The organism is Sphingomonas radiodurans, assembly GCF_020866845.1.
Lineage (GTDB): Bacteria > Pseudomonadota > Alphaproteobacteria > Sphingomonadales > Sphingomonadaceae > Sphingomonas > Sphingomonas radiodurans.
On the sequence record NZ_CP086594.1, the window covers coordinates 790,870 to 813,875 of the forward strand.

General features: G+C 65.9%; 21 protein-coding genes. 10 read left to right on the top strand and 11 right to left on the bottom strand.

All coding sequences use genetic code 11. From position 1 onward, the window contains the following. Positions 1–55 precede the first annotated feature (55 nt). The 3 genes from LLW23_RS03865 to LLW23_RS03875 form a co-directional block, all read right to left on the bottom strand. Complete coding sequence (locus tag LLW23_RS03865) at positions 56–1,150, bottom strand: hypothetical protein (protein WP_228947464.1); 1,095 nt, start codon at positions 1,148–1,150, stop codon at positions 56–58. Beyond that, positions 1,120–2,358, bottom strand: a complete 1,239-nt coding sequence (locus tag LLW23_RS03870; protein WP_228947465.1) for a TIGR04063 family PEP-CTERM/XrtA system glycosyltransferase — start codon at positions 2,356–2,358, stop codon at positions 1,120–1,122. Before LLW23_RS03870 ends, LLW23_RS03865 begins: the two co-directional genes overlap by 31 nt. Positions 2,359–2,479: 121 nt before the next feature. Beyond that, positions 2,480–2,731, bottom strand: coding sequence for a hypothetical protein (locus tag LLW23_RS03875; RefSeq protein ID WP_228947466.1), 252 nt, complete (start codon positions 2,729–2,731; stop codon positions 2,480–2,482). A gap of 224 nt (positions 2,732–2,955) precedes the next feature. Between LLW23_RS03875 and LLW23_RS03880 the strand changes: the two genes are divergently transcribed. Next, a complete protein-coding gene (locus LLW23_RS03880) occupies positions 2,956–3,099 on the top strand; it encodes a hypothetical protein (RefSeq protein WP_228947467.1) in 144 nt (47 codons plus the stop codon). Further along, positions 3,092–4,441: a putative O-glycosylation ligase, exosortase A system-associated gene (locus LLW23_RS03885; protein WP_228947469.1), complete on the top strand. Its 1,350-nt coding sequence runs from the start codon at positions 3,092–3,094 to the stop codon at positions 4,439–4,441. Before LLW23_RS03880 ends, LLW23_RS03885 begins: the two co-directional genes overlap by 8 nt. 68 nt (positions 4,442–4,509) lie before the next feature. Here the strand turns inward: LLW23_RS03885 and LLW23_RS03890 are convergent, their stop codons facing one another. The 3 genes from LLW23_RS03890 to LLW23_RS03900 all read right to left on the bottom strand — a co-directional run bounded on the left by LLW23_RS03890 (position 4,510) and on the right by LLW23_RS03900 (position 6,193). Next, the gene (locus LLW23_RS03890) at positions 4,510–4,728 is read right to left on the bottom strand and encodes a hypothetical protein (RefSeq protein ID WP_228947471.1); all 219 of its coding nucleotides are present in this window, start codon (positions 4,726–4,728) and stop codon (positions 4,510–4,512) included. 135 nt (positions 4,729–4,863) lie between these two features. Continuing rightward, positions 4,864–5,520: a hypothetical protein gene (locus LLW23_RS03895; RefSeq protein ID WP_228947472.1), complete on the bottom strand. Its 657-nt coding sequence runs from the start codon at positions 5,518–5,520 to the stop codon at positions 4,864–4,866. A 103-nt stretch (positions 5,521–5,623) separates the two neighbouring features. Further along, positions 5,624–6,193: a hypothetical protein gene (locus LLW23_RS03900; RefSeq protein ID WP_228947473.1), complete on the bottom strand. Its 570-nt coding sequence runs from the start codon at positions 6,191–6,193 to the stop codon at positions 5,624–5,626. A gap of 648 nt (positions 6,194–6,841) precedes the next feature. On the opposite strand from LLW23_RS03900, the gene acnA reads away from it, so the two are divergent. From acnA to LLW23_RS03925, 5 genes are all read left to right on the top strand, one after another. Next, positions 6,842–9,529, top strand: coding sequence for an aconitate hydratase AcnA (acnA, locus tag LLW23_RS03905; protein ID WP_228947474.1), 2,688 nt, complete (start codon positions 6,842–6,844; stop codon positions 9,527–9,529). A gap of 96 nt (positions 9,530–9,625) precedes the next feature. After that, on the top strand, positions 9,626–9,880 hold the full coding sequence (locus LLW23_RS03910) for an AbrB/MazE/SpoVT family DNA-binding domain-containing protein (protein WP_228947475.1): 255 nt from the start codon (positions 9,626–9,628) through the stop codon (positions 9,878–9,880). After that, positions 9,877–10,293 (top strand): type II toxin-antitoxin system VapC family toxin, encoded by a 417-nt coding sequence (locus LLW23_RS03915; protein ID WP_228947476.1) that lies wholly within the window; start codon positions 9,877–9,879, stop codon positions 10,291–10,293. The genes LLW23_RS03910 and LLW23_RS03915 overlap by 4 nt, the downstream gene beginning before the upstream one ends. 29 nt (positions 10,294–10,322) lie before the next feature. Beyond that, a complete protein-coding gene (locus tag LLW23_RS03920; RefSeq protein WP_228947477.1) occupies positions 10,323–11,480 on the top strand; it encodes an isovaleryl-CoA dehydrogenase in 1,158 nt (385 codons plus the stop codon). A 142-nt stretch (positions 11,481–11,622) separates the two neighbouring features. Next, on the top strand, positions 11,623–13,224 hold the full coding sequence (locus LLW23_RS03925; RefSeq protein WP_228947478.1) for a carboxyl transferase domain-containing protein: 1,602 nt from the start codon (positions 11,623–11,625) through the stop codon (positions 13,222–13,224). Positions 13,225–13,520: 296 nt separating this feature from the next. Here the strand turns inward: LLW23_RS03925 and LLW23_RS03930 are convergent, their stop codons facing one another. Then, positions 13,521–13,826 carry a GIY-YIG nuclease family protein gene (locus LLW23_RS03930; protein ID WP_228947479.1) on the bottom strand — a complete coding sequence of 102 codons (306 nt, stop codon included), beginning with the start codon at positions 13,824–13,826 and terminating at the stop codon, positions 13,521–13,523. 104 nt (positions 13,827–13,930) lie between these two features. Between LLW23_RS03930 and LLW23_RS03935 the strand changes: the two genes are divergently transcribed. Both LLW23_RS03935 and LLW23_RS03940 read left to right on the top strand, forming a co-directional pair. Next, positions 13,931–14,407: a nuclear transport factor 2 family protein gene (locus tag LLW23_RS03935; RefSeq protein ID WP_228947480.1), complete on the top strand. Its 477-nt coding sequence runs from the start codon at positions 13,931–13,933 to the stop codon at positions 14,405–14,407. Between the two features lie 133 nt (positions 14,408–14,540). Continuing rightward, complete coding sequence (locus LLW23_RS03940; protein WP_228947481.1) at positions 14,541–16,385, top strand: acetyl/propionyl/methylcrotonyl-CoA carboxylase subunit alpha; 1,845 nt, start codon at positions 14,541–14,543, stop codon at positions 16,383–16,385. 131 nt (positions 16,386–16,516) lie between these two features. Here LLW23_RS03940 and LLW23_RS03945 read toward each other — a convergent pair whose 3' ends face one another. The 4 genes from LLW23_RS03945 to hflK all read right to left on the bottom strand — a co-directional run bounded on the left by LLW23_RS03945 (position 16,517) and on the right by hflK (position 21,938). After that, positions 16,517–18,130, bottom strand: a complete 1,614-nt coding sequence (locus tag LLW23_RS03945) for a helicase HerA-like domain-containing protein (RefSeq protein ID WP_228947482.1) — start codon at positions 18,128–18,130, stop codon at positions 16,517–16,519. 125 nt (positions 18,131–18,255) lie between these two features. After that, a complete protein-coding gene (locus LLW23_RS03950; protein ID WP_228948462.1) occupies positions 18,256–19,797 on the bottom strand; it encodes a Do family serine endopeptidase in 1,542 nt (513 codons plus the stop codon). 126 nt (positions 19,798–19,923) lie between these two features. After that, entirely contained in the window at positions 19,924–20,796 is an 873-nt protein-coding gene (gene hflC / locus LLW23_RS03955) for a protease modulator HflC (protein ID WP_228947483.1), read from the bottom strand. Continuing rightward, positions 20,793–21,938, bottom strand: coding sequence for a protease modulator HflK (gene hflK, locus LLW23_RS03960; protein WP_228947485.1), 1,146 nt, complete (start codon positions 21,936–21,938; stop codon positions 20,793–20,795). Before hflK ends, hflC begins: the two co-directional genes overlap by 4 nt. A gap of 73 nt (positions 21,939–22,011) precedes the next feature. Here hflK and LLW23_RS03965 point away from each other — a divergent pair, with 73 nt between their 5' ends. Next, positions 22,012–22,962: an Mrp/NBP35 family ATP-binding protein gene (locus tag LLW23_RS03965; protein WP_270049248.1), complete on the top strand. Its 951-nt coding sequence runs from the start codon at positions 22,012–22,014 to the stop codon at positions 22,960–22,962. Positions 22,963–23,006: the final 44 nt, after the last annotated feature.

A 23,006-nucleotide genomic window follows, 5' to 3' on the forward strand; every position in this document is an offset into this window, starting at 1 on the left:
TTGGAAGCGGGGAGACGTGGATGCCGGGACTAGCCCGGCATGACGAGCTTGAACCCTAACCCGCTGCCAACCGCCGCAGCATCACCAACGTATCATCAAGGCTCGCCACCGGCGCGGGCTCCACCACCGCGGGCACCTTCTTCTTGCGCGCCCCACGCTCCAACCGGTCGAGCAGGCTAGCAAGGCTTCCATCCGGGGCAACCTCAGCGGCACTCACGCTCTCATCCGCCCCTTCCGCACCCCGGCGAAGGCCGGGGCCCAGCAGCGAGCCGCCGGCAACTGCATCCCGGCGCTCGATCGCACCGAAGTGATGCTCCGATGCAGGCCCGACGCCAGACAGATCGATCGTCGGCGACACCGCCACCGCCACCGCGCGCTCAGGCTCAGGCTCAGGCTCCGACGCAATCGCCGCCTCCGCCGCGGGCGCTACTTCAACAAGCCAGGCCGGCTCGGCCGCTACCTCAGCATCGGAGGCTAGGACCACAGGTTCGGGTTCCCGCCCCACCACCTCTACGACGGGCTCCACCACCTCGACCACAGGCTCCGGCTCCGGCGCGATCGCCAGGAACGGCAGCACCGCCTCCATCACCACCGGCGTCGGCGCAAGCGGCGCCACTGCACGCACCGCCTCACGCGGCACATCGGGCACTGCGATCGGATCGAACGCGGCAAGCGGTTGGTCCAGATCGACTGGCAGCGGCCGCTCGGGCTCGGGCACCCGGCGCGCGCGCGGCATCGTCACGATCGGCAGCGGGTCGCCCAGATCCTCGCTCGCGCGGATTGGCCGGCGCGGTGCCGCGTCGGGGTGCGCATCAGCGCGGCGAATCGTCGGCGCATCGACGGCGACCGGCTTGCGTGCCGCCGGCCACGCGAACCGCGTGCGAAACACCCACGCCGCCCCCGCGACCGCGACGAATGGCGCCAGCACTAGCAGCGCAAACAGCGTCCGCCCGAACGCCCCAATCGGCGGCGTCGCCGCGGCGAGCACCTTCGGCAGCCACAGCCGCCACATCAACAGGTCGAGATCAGCCTGCGGCATCGCCGCCACATACGTTGCGGCCACCACGCCCACTCCGAGCACGACCGCCGGTACCACCAACCCGCGCTCCATCAGCGCCTTCACGTCCGTACCGCCTCGTTCCGCGCCCATATTCCACCCTTGCCCGCCCCGGCCAGAAGCCGTTGGTATACCGGCTCATAACGGGCAATATTTGACGACCAGTTACGCTCGCGTTCCACGAAGGCCCGCGCGCGCTGCCGCCGAGCGTCCCACCCGCCGCGATCCGCCAGCAGCCCCGCCAGCGCGCGCGCGATCGCCGCCGGATCGTCGGCCGCGAACAGCGTCCCCGTCTCGCCGTCGCGAATCAGCTCGCGATGCCCGCCGACGTCCGACGCCGCGACCAGCCGCCCCTGCGCCATTGCTTCCAGTGGTTTCAGCGGTGTGACGAGGTCGGTCAGCCGCATGCGTTTGCGCGGATAGGCCAGCACATCGACCAGGCTGTAATAGCGCTCCACCTCGTGATGCGGCACGCGCCCGACGAACCGGATGCGGTCCGCCGCGGGCGAAGCCGCCGCCTGCGCGCGCAACGCCGCCTCCATCGGCCCGCCGCCCACCAGCACCAGATGCGCCCGCGCCCGCTGCTCGATCAGCGCCGGCATCGCCGCGATCAGATCGTCGAGCCCCTCGTAATCGTAAAAGCTGCCGATGAACCCGATCACCTCGCCATCGAGCCCCAGCGACGTCGCCAGCGCATCGTCACGCGGCGGCGGATCGCCGAACATCCCCAGGTCGACGCCATTGGGCGAAACCATGATCCGGTCCTCCGCCACGCCGCGCGCGATCAGATCGCCCTTCAGCCCCTCGCAGATCACCGCGACCGCATCCGCCCGCGCCACCGCCCAGCTTTCGAGCGCCCGCGTCGCGCGATACCGCGCCGAACCCTCGCGCCCCGTCCCATTGCCGACCGCCGCATCCTCCCAGAAGGCGCGGATCTCATACAGCAGCGGCAGCTTCAGCCGCCGCACCACCGGCAGCGCGGCCAGCGCGTCGAGCACGGGCGAATGGGCATGAACGATATCGGGCCGGAACACCTTTGCGACCGCCGCGATCCGCCGCGAGAAGGCCGCGATCTCCGCCAGTTCCGCCAGCGGCCCCGGCAATCGCATCGCGCGCGGCGTGCGATGGAAGTCGATCCCGTCGATCGTCTCTCGCAACGGCGCATCGTGATGATAGCGCGCGCCCGTCACTGCCGCGACGTGCCATCCCCGCGCCTGCTGCGCGGTGATGATCGCGCGCGTGCGAAAGGTATAGCCGCTTTGCAGCGGAAGCCCGTGGTCGAGAACATGGAGGATGCGCATCGCCAGCTACACTGGCACGCCTGCGCTTAACGGCGCGTCAATCGCGCTCGGGAATGTCGACCGCGTTCAGCAGGGTCGCAGTAAATAGCGGGGAAGCCAGTGGCTCCCCCGCCAGTAGAAATCAGTTGCTGTCCGAATCGTCGTTGTCATCCACCACCAGGTAGATGCCGCCGGCAACGATCGCTGCAGCGAGAATGGCAGGGATGATCCCGCCGTTGGCAGCCTTATTTGCCTTCGTGACCGACGCGCCAGCGCGCGGGGCCTTCGACAGCGACAGCTTCGAGGCTGGCGACGCGGCCGGTGCTGCCGAAGCGGCGACTGGCATTGCGACCAGCGCAGTCGCAGCAAGGCCGGTAAGAAGCTTGGAAATCATAACCGTTCTCCTGTTTGTCAGCGCACGCGATGGTGCAGTGCGGGACAACAACTATCATCGTTTCGGAAAGTGTCACCAGCCCAACTGCTTCGCTTTGGTCCTGTGCTATTTTTACCACAGCGACAGTTTCGGCCCGTAGCGTTGCGTCAGTCGGGATGTTTACGGCACGTCAACAGCCAGCCGTTACCCACGTCGCTTCACTAGGACGAGCGCGCAACCGGGCCATGATCGATAATTTCGCCCTCGGGCTCAGCCACGGCCTGATGCTGCTCGCCGCCTTCCTGCTGCTGCGCCGCGACGATCTCGATTCGGAAGCACCGCCAAGCGACAAGCCGGCGCCCAAGGCGAGGCGCTGGCCGCGTGCGTGATCTTGCCTTCATCGGCTTCCTCGTCGCGCTGCTCGGCTTCGGCTTCAAGCGGCCCTTCATCTTCGTCCTGACGTACGTCTACATCGACATCGTCTCGCCGCAGCGGCTGACCTATTATCTGCTGAACAGCGTGCCGATCTCGCTCGTCGCGGCAGGGTTGGCGGTGATCGCCTGGGCGCTGATCGACGACAAGCGCGATTCGCGATTCGCGCCGCGCCAGGGCTTGATCCTGCTGCTGCTGATCTATTGCGGCCTCACCACGCGCACCGCCGATTTCCCGGTCGAGGCTTTGGAAAAATGGGAATGGGTGTGGAAGAATCTCGCCTTCGCCGTCTTCCTGCCGCTCACCTTGCGCACCCGTCTCCGCATCGAGGCGCTGCTGCTGTTCATGCTGCTCTCCGCCAGCTCGATCATCATCGTCGGCGGGATCAAGACGCTCGCGTCGGGCGGCGGCTATGGCGAATTGAACCTCATGGTCTCGAACAATTCGGGGCTCTACGAAGGCTCGATCATCTCCGCGGTCTCGATATCGATCATCCCGATCGTGCTGTGGCTCGCAAAATACGGCACGATCTACGTGCCCGACTGGCGCGTGAGATGGTTCTGCGCCGGGCTGATCTTCGCCTGCCTGTTGATGCCGGTTGGCACGTCGGCGCGCACCGGGCTGCTCTGCATCGCGCTGCTCGCGGTGCTGATGCTGCGCGACGTGAAGAAGCGCATGATGTATCTCGGCACGCTCGCGCTGCTCGGCCTCGTCGCCGTCCCCTTCCTGCCCTCCGCCTTCAGCGAGCGGATGGGCACGATCAAGACGTACCAGGCCGACGAAAGCGCCTCCACGCGCCTCGCCGTGTGGCAGTGGACGATCGACTATGCGAAGCAGCACCCGTTCGGCGGCGGGTTCGAGGCCTATCGCCAGAACAGCATCCGCTACGATACCGTCCAGGTCGCGGGCGAAGGCGCCAGCGCCACCGTCAAGCGCAACCTGACGGTCGACAAGAGCCGCGCCTATCATTCGAGCTATTTCGAAATGCTCGGCGAACAGGGCTATCCTGGACTCGTCATCTGGCTGCTCATCAACATCATCGGCGTTGTCCGCATGGAAATCCTGCGCCGCCGCTACAAGGAAGGCGACTTCGCCTGGGCCGGCGGCCTCGCCGGCGCGCTCCAGCACGCCCACCTCATTTACCTGCTCGGCGGCGCCTTCGTCGGCATCGCCTTCCAGTCCTTCCTCTACATGCTGCTCGGCGCGCAGATCGGGTTGGACACGTATATGGCAAGGCGCGCGAAGGAGATGTCCTGGCGCCCAATGCGCCGCGACCGCACGGGGCTGGCCGCCGCTTAGTGTTGGGGTGGTCAGGCGCGAATGGCCGGAAGTGGTGGGTAGCGGACGCCAAGTTCCGCTCAAACCGCTCAACTACTGCTCGTGCTACCAAACAACTTTTCAAGCGCCCAGTTCAACAGCAATGTCCCCACAGCCAACACGGATGCGACCCCGACGATCAACATAACTGAATTCTGCGTAGAAAGTCCTTCAAGCAAATAGAACGTATTTCGCAATAGCAAAAAGGCGACGGTCAGACTGCCTAACGCCGCAAAGAAACACAGCCCTAGCCGTTGATGGCCTGTCATGTTCTGCTCCTTGATCGCGGCTTCATCAGCGTTGAAAGAGAGTTAGTTGGCTAGCCGATTGGTCACCTAAACGGCACGATGTGGCGGTAAAATGACCTGCGATCGGCAGGCCTAATCCCGGTGTCGCCTTGTCACTTAACCCTCAGAATTGGCAACCCGCTTCAATTCCGACCTCAGGCGTTGCTCATCGAAGGCATGCTGCTGGAATTCTCCGCCGCGCTCGACCCAAAACAGGAAAAGATGCGCTGACCATCGATTGGGATTGGGTTGGGTTCGCGCGTGGCGTAGATCGATGCCGCGATACAGAACAGCGTCGCCGGGCGCCATTGCGACTGAAGTAAATGACTCGTTGCCCCAATCATCGACGCAAGGCGCTTCGCTGGTTACGCGAGTTGAGCCGACCTCCAACGGCCAAGGCTTGTCGTCGCTGTACGCCAGCGTGAGCGAGACGCTATGCTCGCACGACGGGCGGTCGGAATGAACCCGGCACACGTCATCCTGCTGATAGATGCGGAAATAATCATAGCTCGGGAGAAGGTCAGCGCCCGTGACCATACTGATCATCGGCGTCAGGCCCCAGAGGAATGTAGTTAGGGGTCGATAGAAATGCCCGGAGATATCGATGGTCTGATGCTTGGAAAGTGCCTGAAATTGAGAAAATGTCTGAAAAGACTTTCCGGCGCTTTGCAGGTCTATCTGTAGCTGCTTGAACAGGTTTGCCGCTACCTCCGAAGGGATAAGACCGCGGATCGTCGCATACCCATCTGCCTCGTAATCACCCTCGATCTGCATGGTCGCACTCAGTCATTGCGTAGCCCCTGAACGCCGCGTTCGGGCACGCTATTACGCCTAGCGACTGTCCGCAATCGGGTCGTAAGCGGACCGTCAGCCGGAATCAGGGCGTCTTCGTTGCCGGCGGAAGCAGCTTGGCTTCGGTACTTTTTAGGTTCGTGTAGGCACCGCCGTCACCGTCAGCTGTAAAGCGCACCGTGACTTCGATGGTCCGGTTGCACAGCTCAACTGGCCAGACCTCGCTCCACGAACCGGCGTAACGAACTCCATAGACGTCCGCGCCGAGGTCGGGCTCTTCCTTGGCGACGCGGGTGACGCCCAAGTTCGCGCCACTTGGGTCACACTCAAACGCGTTCCGCCTGGCGATCGCTGTAGCCTGGAGGACGGCGAGCGGCCAAGTGTCACCAATCAGCGATTCATTGGCGAGCGACAGCCCCCGATTGGTACGGATGGTGGTGAGCACGCCCGCCTTGTCCTCAGAGATGGTGTAGCGGACTGGGGTGGCATCGCAGTTCGGGTGGCGGGCGGTAACGGTCCAGCCGTTCTTCAGCTGCCCGGCGAGAATGCCCTGGAAGACGAACTTAACGCTGGTCGCTGGCACAACATTATCAACGACAGTGCTGGTCGGAACGCAGCCGCCAGAGCGCTTCTGCACAACCATTGCGGCTTCCATGACCCGCTCCCGAATAGTCGATGGAGCGGGCTGCGGTGCCGCCGCGTTCCAAGCCGTCAGCCGCTGGAGGATCAGAGGATGCTGTGCGTAGCCAGAAGTTGTGTAGCCGGCTGCAAGGGCAGCCGGAAACAATAGGCGAATACGAGGGTCCATCGCTTCACCTCTCGCATTGCGAGCTGAGGTCCACAATGGGTCGGGTGCGGGCTTTCATCGCGAATGTCCGCTGGTGGGGGTGGGCTCAATCGGTAAACTCACCGGCGTTAGCGGACATTCCGAAACACCGTCATGCTGAACTTGTTTCAGCATCCACTGCGTCACGAGCGACGGCATCGCGGTTCGATGGCTGGACCCTGAGACACATTCAGCGCGGCGGAAGCAGTCACTTGCGTCGCGACGGTCGCGGCGCAATCCCCGCCACCCCTCGCCATCCCGCACGCAAACGGCATACCCCGCCCTCGCACGGCACCACCCCGGACAAAGCAAAACCCCGCTTTCGCACCCTTCCCCCTCACGCCCCCCCCTGCTATCGCGCCGCACAACGTCTCGCATCGCCCGTCTGGGCGCGCCCGCGCGAGGGCCCGGTCCAGACCAAGGCCCCCGCCTCCCCGCCGCGCCCGAGACTGGCCACTATAAGGGAACAAGACCCGCATGACCGCTATCGGCCAGGACACGCTCAACGCCCGTCGCACGCTTACCGCCGGAGGCAAGTCGTACGATTATTACGCGCTTGAGGTCGCGGCCGAGAAGTACGGAGACATTTCGCGCCTCCCCTTCTCGATGAAGGTGCTGCTCGAGAACATGCTGCGCTTCGAGGACGGCAAGACGGTCATGCCCGCCGATGTCCAGGCGATCATCGATTGGCAGCAGGAGCGCCGCTCCGATCGCGAGATCCAGTATCGCCCCGCGCGCGTGCTGATGCAGGATTTCACCGGCGTGCCCTGCGTCGTCGATCTCGCCGCGATGCGCGATGCGATCACCAAGCTCGGCGGCGACGCGGCGAAGATCAACCCGCAGGTTCCGGTCCACCTCGTCATCGATCACTCGGTGATGGTCGACGAATTCGGCACGCCGCAGGCGTTCGGCGAGAACGTCGAGCTGGAATATGCCCGCAACTTCGAGCGCTACGAGTTCCTGAAGTGGGGCTCCAAGGCGCTCGACAATTTCAAGGTCGTGCCTCCCGGCACCGGCATCTGCCACCAGGTCAATCTGGAATATGTCGCCAACACCGTCTGGACGTCGGCCGAGATCGGCACTCACGCCAAGGCTGGCGCGACGATCGCTTATCCCGATACGCTGGTCGGCACTGACAGCCACACGACGATGGTCAATGGCCTGGGCGTGCTCGGCTGGGGCGTCGGCGGGATCGAGGCCGAGGCCGCGATGCTCGGCCAGCCGGTTTCGATGCTGATTCCGGAAGTCGTCGGGTTCAAGCTCACCGGCGCGCTGCGCGAGGGCATCACCGCCACCGATCTCGTGCTCACCGTCACGCAGATGCTGCGCGCCAAGGGCGTCGTCGGCCGCTTCGTCGAATTCTACGGCCCCGGCCTTGATCAGATGACGCTCGCCGATCGCGCGACGATCGCCAACATGGCGCCCGAATATGGCGCCACCTGTGGCTTCTTCCCGGTCGACGACAAGACGCTCGATTACATGCGCCTCACCGGCCGCCCCGACGACGTCGTTGCGCTCGTCGAAGCGTACAGCAAGGCGCAGGGCATGTGGCGCTACGCCGACGCGCCCGATCCCGTGTTCACCGACACGCTTGAACTCGACATGTCCACCGTCGTGCCCTCGCTCGCTGGCCCGAAGCGCCCGCAGGACAAGGTCAGCCTCGATGCCGTCGACGAAGTCTTCAACAGCGATCTGTTCAAGATCTACCACAAGGAGCGCCCGGTCCGCGTCGCGGTCGAGGGTCGCGATCACGACATCGGCGACGGTGACGTCGTCATCGCTGCGATCACGAGCTGCACCAACACCTCGAACCCCTCGGTGCTCGTCGCCGCCGGTCTCGTCGCCCGCAAGGCGCGCGCCAAGGGTCTCACGCGCAAGCCTTGGGTGAAGACGTCGCTCGCGCCGGGCAGCCAGGTGGTTACCGACTATCTCGACAAGGCCGGGCTGACCGAGGATCTCAACGCGATCGGCTTCAACCTCGTCGGGTACGGCTGCACCACCTGCATCGGCAATTCCGGCCCGCTCGCCCCGGCAATCTCGTCGGCGATCAACAACAACGATCTCGTCGCTGCCTCAGTACTGTCGGGCAACCGCAACTTCGAAGGCCGCGTCTCGGCCGATGTGCGCGCCAACTTCCTCGCCTCGCCCCCGCTCGTCGTCGCCTATGCGATCAAGGGTACTGTCACCGAGGACATGGTCGAAACCCCGCTCGGCGTCGGCAGCGACGGCGAGGACGTGTTCCTCAAGGACATCTGGCCGACCAACCAGGAAGTCGCCGAGACCATGGCCGCCAACATCGACGATGCGATGTTCCGCGCCCGCTACGGCAACGTCTATGCCGGCGACGAAAAGTGGCGCGGCATCGAGGTCGAGGGTTCGGACACCTACACGTGGCGCGCCGGCTCCACCTACGTCGCCAACCCGCCCTATTTCGAGGGCATGGAGATGACGCCGGCGCCCGTCACCGACATCATCGAGGCGAAGCTGCTCGCGATCCTCGGCGATTCGATCACCACCGATCACATCTCACCCGCCGGCTCGATCAAGGCCGACAGCCCAGCCGGCAGCTGGCTGCAAGAGCACCAGGTCTCGCGGGCCGACTTCAACAGCTACGGCGCCCGCCGCGGCCATCACGAAGTCATGATGCGCGGCACCTTCGCCAACATCCGCATCAAGAACGAGATGGTCCCCGGGATCGAAGGCGGCATGTCGTCGTACAAGGGCGAGACAATGCCGATCTACGACGCCGCGATGCGCCACAAGGCCGATGGCACACCGCTGATCGTGATCGCCGGCAAGGAATATGGCACCGGCTCGTCGCGCGACTGGGCGGCAAAAGGCACCAATCTGCTCGGCGTCCGCGCCGTGATCGCCGAAAGCTTCGAGCGCATCCACCGCTCGAACCTGGTCGGCATGGGCGTCGTCCCGCTGCAATTCGCCGACGGCGTCTCCCGCGCAACGCTGAACCTCGACGGGAGCGAAACCTTCACGATCGAAAACGTCGCCGGCCTGCGCCCGCGTCAGGACGTGACGGTCGCGCTCACCCGCGCCGACGGCACCACCGAAACCTTCCAGACCCGCTGCCGGATCGATACGGTCAACGAGCTGGAATATTTCCTCAACGGCGGCATCCTCCAATACGTCCTGCGCAACCTGGCGGCGTAAGGACTTTTTCTTCCCCCCTCCCCTTCAGGGGAGGGGCAGTGTCCCAACTAACCGATGACGATTGAAAGTAAGGCAAAATTACCTTACTTTCCTCGCATGACGACGCTGACGATCACCGCCAAGGGCCAGATCACGCTCAAGAAAGAGCTGCTCCGCCACCTCGGCCTCGGCCCCGGCGACAAGCTCGACGTACAGCCAGTCCCCGGCGGCGGCTTCACGATGCGTCCCGCCACGAACGGCCGGCGGACGATCGAAGACAGTATCGGCGCGCTCAAGCGCCCCGGCCAGAAAACCCTCTCGATCGAAGAAATGAACGACGTGATCGCACAGGCCTGGGCCGGCGAGCGGTGAAGGTCGCCTTCGACACGAACATCCTCGTCCGTCTGTTCGTTGCGGACGATGCGCTACAGTTAGAGGCCGCCCGTGGGGTACTTCGCGACGCCGAGACGATCGCGGTTCCGATCGTCGCCCTATGCGAAGCCGTCTGGGTGATGCGAAAAGCCTATAAATTGCCGTTCGCCGAGGTCGCCGATCACCTCGATCTATTCCTCGCCGACGAACGTGTCCGCTACGACCGCACCCTGGCCGCCGGCGGCATCGCGCTGCTGCGTGCCGGCGGCGACTTCGCGGACGCCGTCATCGCCGCCGACGGCCGCCGCCTCGGCGCTGACCGCCTCGTCACCTTCGATCAACAGGCCGCTCGCCTGCTCGAACAGACCGGCGAACTCGTCCTCCTCCTCGACGCGGCCGCTCCGAACCGGTAACGGCCGTTACCAGAACACCGGAGAGACCCTTGACCCCCACGCTCGATTTCGCGCTCGGCGAAACCGCGGACATGATCCGCGACACCACCCGCCGCTTCGCCGATGACAAGATCGCGCCGCTCGCCGCGAAGATCGACGCCGACGATTGGTTCCCGCGCGACGAGCTCTGGCGCCCGATGGGCGAGCTCGGCCTCCACGGCATCACCGTCGACGAGGAAAGCGGCGGCCTCGGGCTCGGCTATCTCGAACACGTCATCGCGTGCGAGGAAGTCAGCCGCGCATCCGCCTCGATCGGCCTCAGCTACGGCGCGCATTCGAACCTGTGCGTCAATCAGATCAGCCGCTGGGCGTCCCCTGAGCAAAAGGCCAAATACCTCCCCAAACTGATCAGCGGCGAACACGTCGGCAGCCTCGCCATGTCCGAGGCCTCCGCCGGCAGCGACGTCGTCTCGATGAAGCTCAAGGCCGAACCGGTGCAAGGCGGCTACGTGCTCAACGGCACCAAATTCTGGATCACCAACGCCGCCTACGCCGACACGCTCGTCGTCTACGCGAAGACCGGCGAAGGCTCGCGCGGCATCACCACCTTCCTGATCGAGAAGGACATGCCCGGCTTCGCGATCGGCCAGAAGATCGACAAGATGGGCATGCGCGGCTCGCCCACCGCCGAGCTCGTCTTCACCGATTGCGAGGTGCCCGACGAGAACGTCATGGGGCCGGTCAACGGCGGCGTCGGCGTGCTGATGAGCGGGCTAGATTACGAGCGCACGGTATTGGCCGGCATTCAGCTCGGCGTGATGCAGGCCTGCCTCGACGTCGTGATCCCCTACCTTCGCGAACGCCAGCAATTCGGCAAGCCGATCGGCGCCTTCCAGCTGATGCAGGCCAAGGTCGCCGACATGTACGTCGCGCTCAATAGCGCGCGCGCTTATGTCTACGCCGTCGCCCGCGCCTGCGACACCGGCAAGACGACGCGCTTCGACGCCGCCGGCGCGATCCTGCTCGCCAGCGAAAACGCCTTTAAGGTCGCCGGCGAGGCGGTCCAGGCACTCGGCGGCGCCGGCTATACCAAGGACTGGCCAGTCGAACGCTTCCTACGCGACGCCAAGCTGCTCGACATCGGCGCGGGCACCAACGAAATCCGCCGCATGCTGATCGGCCGCGAACTGATCGGCGCAGCCTCGTGATCCTCCCCGGCACGGGGAGGGGGACCGCGCCGCGCAGCGGCGTGGTGGAGGGGGCTCGCCACGATCGTTCCCGCCTGCGGCACCCCCCCTCCACCAGCCTTCGGCTGGTCCCCCTCCCCATGGATGGGGAGGATCGTCAGTCATGACCGCCCCCACGCTCACCACCGCCCTCTCCCCCGAGAGCGAATCCTTCCGCACCAACGCCACCCACAACCGCGCCCTCGCCGAGCAACTCCGTGCCGACGTCGCGCAGGCAGCATTAGGCGGCAACGCCAAATCCCGCGAGCGCCATACCGCCCGCGGCAAGCTCCTCCCCCGCGACCGCGTCGAACGCCTGCTCGATCCCGGTTCGCCGCTGCTCGAGATCGGCCAGCTCGCCGCCAACAACCTCTACGACGATGACATCCCCGGCGCCGGCCTCATCACTGCGATCGGCCGCGTCTCGGGCCGCCAGTGCATGATCGTCTGCAACGACGCGACCGTTAAGGGCGGCACCTATTACCCCCTCACCGTCAAGAAGCACCTGCGCGCGCAGGAAATCGCCGAGGCCAACCGCCTCCCCTGCATCTACCTCGTCGACTCGGGCGGCGCGAACCTGCCCCACCAGGCGGAAGTATTCCCCGACCGCGAACATTTCGGTCGAATCTTCTTCAACCAGGCCAACATGAGCGCGAAGGGCATCCCCCAGATCGCCTGCGTCATGGGCAGTTGCACCGCCGGCGGCGCGTACGTCCCCGCGATGTCCGACGAGACGGTGATCGTCCGCGAACAAGGCACGATCTTCCTCGCCGGCCCGCCGCTCGTACAAGCCGCCACCGGCGAGATCATCACCGCGGAGGATCTCGGCGGCGGCGACCTCCACGCGCGCAAATCGGGCGTCGTCGATCACCTCGCCGAGAACGACGAACACGCCCTCACGATCGTCCGCGACATCGTCTCGACACTGGCGCCCGAACACACGCCAGACGTGAACTTGCGCGCCCCCCGCGCCCCCAAGTTCGCGCAGGAAGACCTCTACGGCATCGTGCCCCAGGACGTCCGCGCCCCATACGACGTCCACGAAGTCATCGCGCGGCTGGTCGACGGCAGCGAGTTCCACGAATTCAAGGCGCTCTACGGCAGCAGCCTCGTCTGCGGCTTCGCGCACATCCACGGGGCACCGGTCGCGATCCTCGCCAACAACGGCGTCCTGTTCTCCGAAAGCGCCGTCAAGGGCGCGCATTTCATCGAACTCGCCTGCCAACGTCGCGTGCCGTTGCTGTTCCTCCAGAACATCTCGGGCTTCATGGTCGGCGGCAAATACGAGGCCGAAGGCATCGCCAAGCACGGCGCGAAGCTCGTCACCGCCGTCGCCACCGCGAGCGTGCCGAAGATCACCGTGCTGATCGGCGGCAGCTTCGGCGCCGGCAACTACGGCATGTGCGGCCGCGCCTATTCCCCCCGCTTCCTGTTCACCTGGCCCAACAGCCGCATCAGCGTGATGGGCGGCGAACAGGCCGCAAGCGTGCTGGCCACCGTCCACCGCGACGCGAGCAACTGGAGCGCCGAGGAAGCCGAAGCCTTCAAGGCCCCGATCCGCCAGAAATACGAGGACGAAGGCAACCCGTATTACGCCGCCGCCCGCCTATGGGACGACGGCGTGATCGACCCGGCGCAAACCCGCGACGTCCTGGGCCTGGCGCTGGCCGCGTGCCTCAACGCCCCAATCCCCGAGACGCCAAAATTCGGCGTGTTCCGCATGTGATGGCGAACGACGCGCCAAAAAATCCTCCCCGGAACGGGGAGGGGGACCATGCGAAGCATGGTGGAGGGGCTGGCCACGCACTGACCGGCCCACGAGCGACGGTTACCCACGCCCGCGGCCGCCCACCCGCCCGTCACCCTGAACTCGTTTCAGGGTCCACCGCGCCGCACGTGCCGTACACGCGCGTGGAAACCTGAATGCTGAAACAAGTTCAGCATGACGCCGGCATAGATGAAGCGCGCATTCCTCCACGCCCCCGTCATGCTGAACTCGTTTCAGCATCCCCCGCCCCGCACTCACTGCCCCAGCGGCTCCATTCCCAACGCAACCGCCAGATCCCGCCAATCAGGATTGTCTCGCTCGATCAGATTGATCTTCCACTCACGATGCCACCGCTTGAGCTGCTTCTCCCGCGCAATTGCCGTCGGCATGTCAGCAAACATCTCATAGAACACCAGCCGATGCACGCCATGCTGCGCGGTAAATCCTGGCACCGTCCCGCTGCGATGCTGCCAAAGCCGCGCCAGCAAGTCGCTCGTCACACCGATGTAGAGCGTCCCCATCCGCTTGCTTGCCAGAATGTAGACGCACGGCTGCTTCATCGTTGCCCCTCAACCACAACGCCCGCGGCACCGTGGATGCTGAAACGAGTTCAGCATGACGTCGGGCTAGGAGCAACGCTCGCGCTGCCGAACAAGGAAACCCCATGATCCTCCCCCTCCTCCTCGCCCTCCAGACCACCCCGGTCGCCCCAATCGAGCGCGGCACCGCCCTCCCCCCGCCCGCCTCGGAAGAAGGCCAAGTCCTCGCCCCCGTCCAGCGCCTCTTTGACGCGCTCGCCGCTAGGAACCCGCAAGCGATCCTCGCCGAGGTCCGCCCCGACGGTCGCGCCACCGCCGTCGACGAGAAGCCCGACGGCACCCGCGCCATCACCACCAACGACTGGCCCAGCTTCGCGCAACGCCTCGCCACCCCCGGCCCGCGCCTGAACGAGCGCCTCACCGGCACCCCCGCGGTCGAGATCGACGGCGACATCGCGATGGTCTGGTCCGGCTACACCTTCACCATCGACGGCAAGCTCAGCCACTGCGGCACCGACCACGTGGGTCTGATCCGCGAGAACAACCGCTGGAAAATCCTCAACCTCACCTGGACGAAGCGCACCACCGGCTGCGCGCAATGAACCCTGTCCTACGCCCCGCCACCCGCGCTAAACGCCGGCCCATGCTGACCACGAACCAAATTGCGAGTGTTGAGGCCTGTTGGAGAAAACCGCGCCACAGCCTCAACATTGTCAACATTCGCAGGCCTGCAGCATGATCCAGTCGCTACTCATCGCCAATCGCGGCGAGATCGCGTGCCGCATCATCCGCACCGCGCGCGCGCTCGGCATCCGCACGATCGCGGTCTATTCGGACGCTGACGCCAACGCGCTCCACGTCCGCCAGGCCGATCAGGCGATCCACATCGGCCCCTCCCCCGCCCGCGAAAGCTACCTCCTCGGTGACCGCATCATCGCCGCCGCGCGCGAGACCGGCGCCGAGGCGATCCACCCCGGCTACGGCTTCCTCAGCGAAAACGCCGATTTCGCGCAGAGCGTGATCGACGCCGGCCTCATCTGGGTCGGCCCGCGCCCCACGAGCATCCGCGCGATGGGCCTGAAGGACGCCGCCAAGCAGCGCATGATCGCCGCCGGCGTCCCCGTCACCCCCGGCTATCTCGGCGACGACCAATCCCCCGATCGCCTCCAAGCCGAGGCCGACGCGATCGGCTACCCGGTGCTCATCAAGGCAGTAGCCGGTGGCGGTGGCAAGGGCATGCGCCGCGTCGACGACGCCCCCGACTTCGCCGATGCGCTGCTATCCTGCCGCCGCGAGGCAGCCTCGTCGTTCGGCGACGATCGCGTACTGATCGAGAAGTACATCCTCGCCCCGCGCCACATCGAAGTGCAGGTGTTCGGCGACACCAACGGCAACGTCGTCCACCTCTTCGAGCGCGACTGCTCGCTCCAGCGCCGCCACCAGAAGGTGATCGAGGAAGCCCCCGCCCCCGGCATGGACGAAGCGACCCGCGCCGCGGTCTGCGCCGCCGCGGTCAAGGCCGCGCAGGCAGTCGACTATGTCGGCGCCGGCACGATCGAATTCATCGCCGACGCCAGCGAGGGCCTCCGCGCCGACCGCATCTGGTTCATGGAAATGAACACCCGCCTCCAGGTCGAGCACCCGGTGACGGAAGCGATCACCGGTCAGGACTTGGTCGAATGGCAGCTCCGCGTCGCCAGCGGCGAACCGCTGCCGCTGCGCCAGGACGAACTGTCGATCACCGGCTGGGCGATGGAGGCCCGCCTCTATGCGGAGGATCCCGCAAAGGGCTTCCTCCCCTCGATCGGTCGCCTAGACGCGTTGGACTTAGGTGATGCCGTCCGCGTCGACACCGGCGTCGAGCAGGGCGCCGAGATCAGCCCCTATTACGATCCGATGATCGCCAAGCTGATCGCCCACGGCGACACCCGCGACGAAGCGCGCGAGCTGCTCGCCGACGCGCTCGACGAAGCCGTGATCTGGCCGGTCCGCACCAACGCCGGCTTCCTCGTCGAAGCGCTCGATCACCCCGACTTCGCCGCCGGCAACATCGATACTGGCCTCATCGCCCGCGAAGGCGAAGCGTTGATGCCGCCGCCGCACCCCAGCGAAGAAGCCCTGATCGACGCCGCCGCCACTTTGGTGCCCGACACCGGAATCTCCGGCTTCCGTCTCAGCGCCCCCAACCGCCGAGAGGGCATGTTCCTGCTCGCCGGCGAACCCGTGTCGATCGACTTCACTGACGCCGAGCCGATGCAGATCGCCGAACCGCTCGACAGCGTGTTGATCACCGAAGGCGGCCAGACTTGGCAACTCGCCCCCTACCGCGCCGGCGGTGCCGGCGCAGGCCCCGCCGCCGACGGCGCGATCCTCTCCCCGATGCCCGGCCGCATCATCGCCGTCGACGTCGCGGCGGGTGACGCAGTGACGAAGGGTCAGAAGCTGGTGACGCTCGAAGCGATGAAGATGGAGCACAGCCTGGTCGCCCCATTCGACGGCACGATCGCGGCGCTGAATGCGCTGGCCGGCGGCCAGGTCACCGAAGGCACGCTGCTGGTGAAGGTGGAGCGGCAGGAATAATCCCTAACGCAAACTCCCCTCCCGCTTGCGGGAGGGGTCGGGGGAGGGCCTGTCCGCAAGTGTCACCCAACGAGGCGAATGGACATCCCCTCCCCTAACCCCTCCCGCAAGCGGGAGGGGAACGACACCGATCACCGCCCCCGAAATAACCCGCCCAGCACCCCCCGCAACACCGTCCCCATCAACCCACCCGAACCCTTGCGCCCCCGCCCGCTCCCGAACACCTGCTTCCCCAGTTCGTTCGCCACTTGCCGCCCGATCGACGAACTCGCCGCCCGCGTCGCCGTCGTCACCGCCCGGTTCCACGGCGAATTCGCCTGCTCCTTCTCAGCCGCGATCCGCGCCCGCTCCGCTTCCTTGGCGGCGCGCGCCTCCTCCTTCGCCCGAACCGCCGCCGCCTTCGCCTCGTCCCCATCAGCGCGAGCCTCAGCCGCAGCAGCCGCCGCCTCCGCAGTCTTCGCCGCCAGCAATTCCTCCGCCGACTCCCGATCGATTACCGTGTCGTACTTCGCCCCGACCGCATCGATCTCGATAATCACCCCGCGCTCGATCTTGCTCACCGGCGCCACCCGGCTGGCGGGCGGCTTGATCAACGTCCGCTGCACCGGCGACGGTGATCCATCGGGCTGCAACAACGACACCAGCGCCTCGCCGATCTTCAGCTCGGTAATCGCGGTCGCCACATCCACGCCCGGGTTGGAGCGAAACGTCTCTGCCGCACTCCGCACCGCCGCCTGATCGCGCGGCGTGAAGGCGTTCAGCTTGTGCTGGATCCGATTGTTGAGCTGCCCCGCGACCGTGTCGGGAATGTCGATCGGGTTCTGCGTGATGAAATATACGCCCACGCCCTTCGATCGGATCAGCCGCACGACCTGCTCGATCTTGTCGGTCAGCGCCTTGGGCGCATCGTCGAACAGCAGATGTGCCTCGTCGAAGAAGAAGCACAGCGTCGGTTTGTCGGGATCGCCGATCTCCGGCAGCGTCTCGAACAATTCGGACAAAAGCCACAGCAGGAACGTCGCATACAGCTTGGGGGCCGCCATCAACTTGTCCGCCGCAAGGATGTTGACGATCCCCCGCCCACGATCGTCGGTACCGATGAAGTCGGTCAGCTCGAGCGCCGGCTCGCCAAAAAAGTTCTCGCCCCCCTGCCCGCGCAGCTGGAGCAGCGACCGCTGGATCGCCCCGATCGATTGCTTTGAGACGTTGCCGTATGTCGTCGTCAACTCGGCCGCACGCTCGGCGCAATGCGTCAGCATCACCTGAAGATCGTCAAGGTCGAGCAGCAGCAGCCCATCTTTGTCAGCAACGTGGAAGGCGATGTCGAGCACCCCCTCCTGCACTTCGTTGAGCCCGAGAAGCCGCGCGATCATCAGCGGCCCCATCTCCGACACGGTGGTGCGGATCGGATGCCCCTGCTCGCCGTACAGATCCCAGAATTGTACCGGCGTATCGGCATAGGCCCACTCGGCATCCCCGATCGCAGCCGCACGCTCAGCAAAGGTCGCATGCGTCTTGCCCTGCGGCGAGCCTGGCATCGCGAGCCCCGACAGGTCGCCCTTAACGTCCGCCACGAAGCACGGCACGCCCGCCGCCGAGAACCCCTCGATGATCCCCTGCACCGTCACCGTCTTCCCCGTGCCGGTCGCCCCCGCGATCAGCCCGTGCCGGTTCGCGCGCCGCAGGTTCAGCGCCTGGCGATCCGCCCCGCCCGCACTCGCGCCGATGAAGATGGTGTCGGTCATGAAGTCTCCCCGTAAGACACCCATAGCCGTCAGCATAAACCGCCGTCGAGATGCCCGCCCGTCACAAACGAAACGGGGCCCCGCACCGTGGTGCGAGGCCCCGTCACGTTAGTCGAGTTACGAGCTTACTTGATCCGCACCGCGATGAAGACCGGTGGGTTGCGCCCACGCACCACCGACAGCAGCACCTGCGGTCGACCCGCGGCCTTTGCCGCCGCGACACCACGCTGCACGTCCGCCGCCGCGCGGGCTGGAATCGAATTCACCGACACGATCACGTCGCCGCGACGCAGCTTCTGCCCCGCATCGAACGACGGATCGACCGCCGCGATCACGACACCCTGAACGGTCGAATCAACGCCGACCGAGCGCGCGATTGCCGGCGTCAGCGGCTGCACCGTCACGCCGATGCCGTTTGCGGCAGGTGTACCCGGCGCGGCATCGTCGTCGGTCGAGAAGCTGTCGTCGTCGCCGGCGACCTGCGCCAGCTGCTCCTCAGGTGGCCGTGTGGCGGTGGTCACCGTCACGTTGGTCGGCCGGCCGTCACGGATGATGTCAAGCCGCGCCTGCTGCCCGGGCGGCACGCTGGCAACGAGATACGACAGCGTCGTATCGGGCGTGACCTGCTTGCCGTTCACCTTCGTCACGACGTCACCGGCACGTACGCCAGCCTTCGCAGCAGGGCCGCCCGGCTCGGCGCGCGCGATGATCTCGCCCGAATTCTTCGGCAGGTTCAGCGCTGCGGCAATGTCGTCGTTCAGCGGCTGGATGCTGACGCCGATATAGCCACGCTGGACCGTCTGGCCCTTCATCAGCGTATCGATGATCGGCTTGGCGTCTTCCGCTGGAATGGCGAAGCCGATCCCGATGTTGCCGCCCGATTGCGAGAAGATCTGGCTGTTGATGCCGATCACTTCGCCCTTCAGGTTGAACATCGGGCCACCCGAATTGCCCTGGTTGATCGAGGCGTCGGTCTGGATGAAGCGATCGTTCGCGCCCTGCCCGGTCACGCGGTGCACCGCCGACACGATTCCCGCGGTCACCGTCCCACCAAGGCCGAATGGATTGCCGATCGCGACCACCCAGTCACCAACCCGAGCGCCCGTCGAATCGCCGAACTTGACGAATGGCAGCGGGCCCGGAGCGGTAATCTTCAACAGTGCGAGATCCGACGCCGCATCACGCCCGACGAGCTTCGCGACATATTCCTTGCGATCAGGCAGCGTGACGCGGATCGCCTCGACCGTCGCCTGACGATTGCCCGGCGCGACAACATGGTTGTTGGTGACGACATAACCGTCCGCCGAGATGATGAAGCCCGATCCCAGCGATTGCGCCTCGCGCGTCACCGGTGGGGCGCCCGGCGCGGCGCCGCCCTGGCCGCGATTGCCGAACTGCCCAAACAGATCGGCGAACGGCGTGCCCTGGAACGGGTTCGCCGGCTGCGCGACCGTCACGCGCTGGTCGGTCGAGATATTCACCACCGCCGGCTGAAGTTTGGACACCATGTCGGCGAAGCTCATCGGCGCACCGGGGCGCGGGGCCGAGGCCTCCATCGAGCCGGGCTCGTTCTGCGCGGTCTGCGCAGTAGCCGGATTCTGCAACGCCAGCGAAGCGGCAGTGCCGCCAAGAAGTAGAGCGCCTGTCAGCGCATAGGCATAACGCACGATCGTCATGTTCCTCTCATATGCTCGGGCTAAACCAGAAAGGGTCTAACCGAACCGAACCTGAATGCCGCCAAGTCGATGAACGGCGATTGAATATGAACGAACGGACAGCCCCCTCGGTGCCGATCAGCGGTTATTGAATTGATTCAGATACGCATTGTCGCGACCCATGATGATGCTGGTCGAACCGCCCGGGGCCGGGCCGCCGTCCGCACCGAAGGTGGTCCGGTAGGACTGCATCGCACGATAGAAGTCATAGAAGCCGGCATCCTTGCTGAACGCCTCGGCATATACTTTCGCGGCGGTCGCATCGGCTTCGGCACGCACGATCTGCGCTTGCTTCTGGCCTTGCGCGCGGATCGTATTCGCCTCCTGCTGGCGCGCGGTGCGCATCCGCTGCAGCGCGCTTTCGAGCGGGCTGCCATCGGGAAGCTCGGCGTGCTTGATCCGCACATCGACGATCGTCACGCCATATTGCCGCGCGTCGCGCTGCAACGACGCCTGGATCGAATCCATCACCCTGCCGCGCTCCGGACTCAGCAGCACCGAGAATGGCACCTTGCCCAGCTCATTGCGCAGCGCCGTGCCGAGCAACGGACGCAACTGGTCCGCCACACGCTCCTCGGTATTCGAGGTGCTGCCGGTCGACGTCACGGCACGCAGCGGATCGACGATCCGGAAGCGCGCAAATGCATCGACGTTTAGCCGCAGCTGATCCGTCGATAGCACCAGCGTATTGTCGAGATCGGCGTCGAGCACGCGCTTGTCGACCCACACGATCTTGTCGATGAACGGGATGCGCGCGATCAGACCTGCGCCGGTGCGCCCGATTACCTGGCCCGGCACATATTGGTTCACCGGCTCGCCGACCGGATTGCTCAGCCGCAGCACAACCGCTTGCTTCGTCTCCGGCACGATCGCGAAGGTGGCCGCGGCGACGATCACCGCGCCGAGCGCCGCGAATCCGATCGCGACAGGGTTACGCATCACCGGGTTCATCGTGGCGCTCCCGGCGTTGGCGTTTGCGCGACCGGCGGCGCGTTTGGCGCGACCTCCGCCTGCGGTTCCGTCACCCTGCGCGCACGATCGAGCGGCAGGATCGGCGCCACGCCCGGCGTTTCGACGATCGTCTTGTCGGTCTTGGCCAGCACGGCCTCCATCGTCTCGTAATACATCCGTCGACGCGTCACCTCCGGGGCCAGCCGGTACTGCTCGTAAACCTTGTCGAACGCAGCGGCTTCACCCTGCGAGCGCGCAATCACTTGCTGCGAATAGCTACGCGCATTGTTCAGCGCGCCGACCGCCTCCTGCTGCGCGGCCGTCACCGCATTGAAGTCGTCGATCAGGCTCGCCGGCGCTGCCGCCTGCCGGATCGATACGCCCTGCACGCGCACGCCCGCCTGATAATCGTTCAGGATCTGCTGCATCATCTGCGTCACGCGCGCTTCGATCGTCGTGCGGCCTGCGCCGATCGCCTCGTTCAAAGTCGTCGTCGCAAGTACCGCACGCATCGCGCTCTCGGCAGTCGCCCGCACCGTCTCAACCGGATCGCGGATCTCGAACACGAAATCGCGCGGATTCTCGACGCGCCAGCGCACGGTGTACGCCAGATCGAGGATGTTCTGGTCACCAGTCAGCACATTCTCGCTGCCGTCGCGCGGGAACTCGTCGACGCGCACCACATCGACATCGACCTTCTGCACCGAAATCAGCGGCGCCGGCAGCGTCAGCCGAATGCCCGGATCGAGCATGCCAGAGTAACGCCCCAGGAAGGTGACGACGCCGCGCTGCTGCGGCCCGATCTGATGGAATGAGGTAAAGATCATCCACACCGCGACGATCAGCCCGACACCGATCAGCCACAGGTTACGCGCATTGGCACCGAGCGGCAGCTGCGGGCCGCCCCCACTGCCAAAGCCGCCACCCGATCCGCCACCGCGTGCGCGTTTCAGGAACTCGTCGAGCGCGGTCGGCTTGGCCGTGCCCTTGCGGTTGCCAGGTGGAACTGCCCACGGGTTGCGCGGGCCATCGCTGCTCCCGCCGCTGCCGCCACTGCCATCAGTGCCGGTGCCCCATGGGCCCTTTGGTGTTTCGCTCATCAGGATCGGTGGTCGGCGCAGCCACGTCGGCAGGATCGTCATACCAACCTTTATAGGTGCGCCGAATACGAAAAACTATGCCCACCGGCTGCGAAGCCGCGTATCGCCTCGCATCATGGACGATAGCGATGTGAAACAGGCGGTAGCGGCGGTGGCCGGTGACCGCGCAACGGTGAGGATCGAGGGCGAGCGGATCGGCATCGTGCTCGACGCGACCGGGCTCGATGCCAGCGCGCGCGATGCGCTGGAGGCGGCCGTGCGGATGGCTGCCGGCCCGGCCGCGCGCATCGTGGTGACCGCCGAACGCCTCAATCGTCAGCTGATCGCGGTGGCCAGCGGCAAGGGCGGCGTCGGCAAATCGACGCTCGCCGCGAATCTCGCAATCGCGCTGTCGCATCTGGGCCGCCGCGTCGGGCTAGTCGATGCCGACATCTACGGCCCGTCGCAACCGCGCCTCATGGCCGCCGAGGGCGAGCGCCCGCAGGCCAAAGACAAGGTGCTTATCCCGATCGCCACGCGCTTCGGCGTGCCGATGCTGTCGATGGGGCAGCTGATCGAGCCGGGCAAGGCAATCGCCTGGCGCGGGCCGATGACCGCCGGCGCCCTTGGCCAGCTGATCGACGCCGATTGGGGCGTCACCGACACGCTCGTGATCGATCTGCCGCCGGGTACGGGCGACGTGCAGCTCACGATGATCCAGAAGCACCGCCCCGCCGGCGCCGTGATCGTCTCGACCCCGCAGGATCTGGCGTTGATCGATGCGACCCGCGCGATCGACCTCTTCAACAAGGCTGGCGTGCCGATCATCGGCCTGGTCGAGAACATGGCGGGCTACGCCTGCCCGCATTGCGGCGAGATTTCCGATCCGTTCGGCCGCGGTGGTGCCGAGACCGCCGCGCGCGATCTGGGCATCCCCTTCCTCGGCCGGGTTCCGCTCGACATTACGATCCGCACTGCATCGGACGCAGGCGAGCCCCCCGCCGCCGATCCGGCCGACACCACGTTTCGCCCGATCGCCCGGGCTGTTGCCGATTGGCTCGAAACCCGTTCGGTCGCAACGCGTTAGGATGATACCGGTCGTGCCCCGTACAGTCAGTCGGCGGCACGAGC